The 3,714-nt window shown below is 72.3% G+C and carries 3 protein-coding genes; all 3 read right to left on the bottom strand.

Annotation, left to right across the window (positions count from 1 at the left end):
- On the bottom strand, window positions 1-1,499 hold a 1,499-nt coding region (locus tag PROKR_RS22125), incomplete at its 3' end, for an HNH endonuclease (RefSeq protein ID WP_084800603.1).
- A gap of 277 nt (window positions 1,500-1,776) precedes the next feature.
- Window positions 1,777-2,694 carry a CPBP family intramembrane glutamic endopeptidase gene (locus PROKR_RS22130; protein WP_169736517.1) on the bottom strand — a complete coding sequence of 306 codons (918 nt, stop codon included), beginning with the start codon at window positions 2,692-2,694 and terminating at the stop codon, window positions 1,777-1,779.
- Window positions 2,691-3,714 (bottom strand): LacI family DNA-binding transcriptional regulator (locus PROKR_RS22135; protein ID WP_036967573.1); only part of this gene is annotated, 1,024 nt, incomplete at its 5' end. The genes PROKR_RS22135 and PROKR_RS22130, both read right to left, overlap by 4 nt.

Below are 3,714 nucleotides of genomic sequence, written 5' to 3' on the forward strand. Positions count from 1 at the left end.
GCCGACCGGAGCACGCGGCCCGGCTTGTACGCGGTGGTGGAGTAGTCGGTGAGCACCCCGGTGGCCGGGTCGGTCAGCAGGCGCTGCCAGGTAGCGTCCTCAGCGATCAGGCGTGCTGTCTCTGCGGGGACCGGGCCGAAGCCGTCCAGATCACCGGGCGCGTCGTCCAGGCCCAGGAGCACGCTCGCCGGCACGGTCACCCGCACGACGGGGCGCGTGGGCGTCATCCGCACAACCGTCTCGTGGACGACCGGCGCCCGGCCACCACACGTGCAGACCGGACCGACGTCGCCACCTTCGGCGGACGCACCGTCAGCAACGCCCGCGCCGCTGCCCATGCCCTCGCTCGTGCCCGTCGCCACGTTCTCGGTCGTCATCGCAACCGCCTCCGCCGCGCTGGTCACCGCGAACCGGTCCCCCGGCAGCAGCCGGCCGGTCACGATCCCCGTGAGACAGTCCGCACGCAACTGACCCAACGTCCGTTCCTCACCGGCGGTGTACCGCAGCTGGTGGGCCAGGTCGTCCACGACACCCCACACCGCCGCAGCATCCACCGCCGGCAGATACGCCGACAACCACCCCATGTCGTTCTCCGCCCGATCCAGCTGCACGTTCCGGTCCAACACCGCCGCCCGAGCCGTCTCCTGCGCGCCGTGCCGTGCCTTCGCGAACGCCAGCAGCTTGTTCCGCAGCCACCGCCACGTCCGGAACGGGGCCTGCGGCAGGTACCGGGCAACCGCCTCGGCCCGCTCGACCACCGTCAACTGTGCGGCCGACCGCAGCAGCGTGTGCGCCTTCTTCACATCGATCCGCCCGGACACAAGAGCGTCGATCACCGTGGGGTGCTCCGCACCGGACTCGGCCCGCACCACCACCTCGGAACCCTCCGCCTGCGTCACCACCAGCTCCGCCGTGACCTGACCAACCAACGACGCATGAGCCAGCGGACTCGTCTCCCGCCCGGCCCGCTCCGCCACGGCCACCGCCTGGACGCCGGCCGCCCACGACTGCAACCGCGCACACGCGGACGCGAGATCCCCCAACATGTCGTCGGACAACCCAGCCAGCGGCCCAGACCCGTCCTCGCTAACGGTGGTCAGCCCGGGACCACTCCCCGCACCAGGTCCGCCGGCGAGCGCTGAGTCCGCACCACCCAGCCGCCCAGCACCCAACCCCGTGACCTCGCTGACCACCCGCGCCAGCTCAGCCCCCGGCGCCTCGGCCAACGCCTCCCGCAGCACCTCCTCCGGCCACAACACCACCGGCCCGAACTCCGCAACAGAGCCCGACAAGCCACCGGCCACGGCATCACACCACCCCGGCTCCGGCGGCACATCCAACCCCTGCCGGCCGTCATCATCACCGAACAACGCCTCACACTCAGCGAAGAACGCCGCAAGCCACGCGTCATCGGGCATGGCGCCGTCCACGAACGGATCCTCACGCACCGAGGGCACACAGGGCACCGAGCCCTCGCCGTCCGACCACCGCCTACCCATACCGACACCTCCCCCGCCCCTATCAGTCCTCCAGCCACACCATTCCAACGGACCTTTGTTCGATCCTAGATGGACCCACTGACACCCGCTCGTTCTTCTGCCCGCCGCGTAACCAGCCCCCACCGGCACGCACCAAAAACCCGCCACAACAGCGACTTCAGGACGAGGACGAGGACGAGGACGAGGACGAGGACGATCGTGCCGTCCCGCCCGCCAGCAAGAGCCCGCTCCCCCGGCGGCAACCGATGCGATGACGCCGCCACCGCCTACGCACCGCTCACGCCATGAGGATCATCCCGACGTCGACCCCGATCTCCGGCGCACAGTGGAGCAGGAACGCGGGCCAGACGCTGCGCGTGCGGCTCCAGACCCAGCCGAGCGCGAGCCCCATCCCGGTGGCGAAGAGACCGCCGGCCAGGCTGAGGGTCCACACCCCCTCCAGGTCGACGAGCGCGGTGTGGCCGACGCCGAAGGCGACGCTGCTGATCACCACGGCCCAGCCGACCCTGGCACCGAGCACCGTCCGGGTCGGGGGGAGCACGGCGACGAGCACGGCGAGCATGACGCCCCGCCAGATGAGCTCCTCGGTCAGGTTGGGGATCGTGGCGTCGTACGCGAGCTGCTCAGCGCTCACCGGCTCGACCGGGAGCCAGTCCATGGCGACGGAGAGGACGGTGAGTCCGGCGAACAGACCGAAGGTCACCCCGATCAGGATCAGGGCCGGACGCGCGGAACCTGGCTCGAGCCGCCGGCGCAGGCCGACCTCGGCCCGCGCCCAACGGTGCAGGATCCCCAGCAGGACCGCCAGCCACAGCAGATCAAGGACCTTGCCCTGCCAATGGCGTTCCAGTCCCGCAAAGATCGGCAGTGGGGCGATCCGTCCCGAGATCGCCGTCAGCAGGACCAGGTACGCCACCACGGCGAGCCCTGTCCAGGTGCGTCCGGTCGGCACACGGACCGCGCCGCCCTGCCTGCCACGGACGAGCATCCTGGCCGCGAGCAGCGCCAGCACGACGACGGCCGTGCCCAGCACGACCACAGCGGCGTGCGACGCACCGATGACCAGGCTCTTCGTCACCTCGGCCCAGCCACCAGGGTCCAGGACGAAATGTGCGACGAGCACGGCCGCGACGGGGACCAGGACCGGCAGCACCCAGCGAGCGGTGTTCGTGGGGTCAGCTACCTGGCGCCTCACCCGGCCGCCCCCGTCGACCCCCGGGCGTGCAGCACGGGCGGCGGGTCCGACAGGATGTGCCGGCCGCCGTGCGACCCGGCGAGCAGCGTCCTTACCGCGACGGTCCCCACCTCGTGCAGCGGCAGGCTGACGGCGGTGAGCGACGGCGCGAGGTGCTCGTTGATCCACGTGTCGTGCACGGCCGCGACGGACAGGTCGCGCGGGATCGCCAGGCCGTGGCGGGCCAGCGCGCCGAGCATGCCGATACCGACCAGCGAGTTGCCGGCGATCAGGGCCGACGGGCGGTCGACGCCCGCTCCCCAGCGGCCCACGAGCTGGTCGACGCCGGCCCGTCCGCCGTCGGCCGACCACTCTCCGTGCACGCGGTCCTCCTCGCGGAGCTCCAGGCCCGCCGCGGCCAGCGCCGTGACGATGCCCTCCTCGCGGAGCCGGTTGGTCATCGACTGCCGTGGCCCCGAGACCAGGCCGATCCGTCGGTGCCCCAGCCCCATCAGGTGCTCGGTGAGCAGGCGCGTCGCGGCCACCTCGTCGGGGTAGACCTGGGTCGCGCCCTCGTGCTCGACGTCGGTCGGGGCGTTGACGACGACGGTGGGCAGCGCCCGCGCGATGTCACCGACCCGCCGGTCGAGCTCGCCGTGGCCGCCCTGCATGACGATGCCGTCGACGCGGCGGCCGCTGATGAGGATCCGGAACGCCTCCTCGTCCGCGAGGAGCTCGTCGACGTCGCCCAGCACCAGGAAGTAGCTGTGCCGGGCGGCCTCCTCGCGCGCCCCGCGCATCAGCTCCAGGTAGATCGGGCTGGACAGGTCGTGGACGACGAGCCCGATGAGTCCGGTGCGGTTGCCGCGCAGGCTCTTGGCCGCCACGTTCGGCACGTAGCCCAGCCGCGCCGCCGTCTCGATGATGCGGGCCTTGGTCCCGGCGGCGGCCCGCGCAGCGGGGTCACCGTTCAGCACACGGGACGCCAGGGCGCGGGACACCCCGGCGGCCTCGGCGACGTCGGCCAGCCGGACCGGCCCG

This window comes from Promicromonospora kroppenstedtii DSM 19349 (genome assembly GCF_000515355.1).
GTDB lineage: Bacteria > Actinomycetota > Actinomycetes > Actinomycetales > Cellulomonadaceae > Promicromonospora > Promicromonospora kroppenstedtii.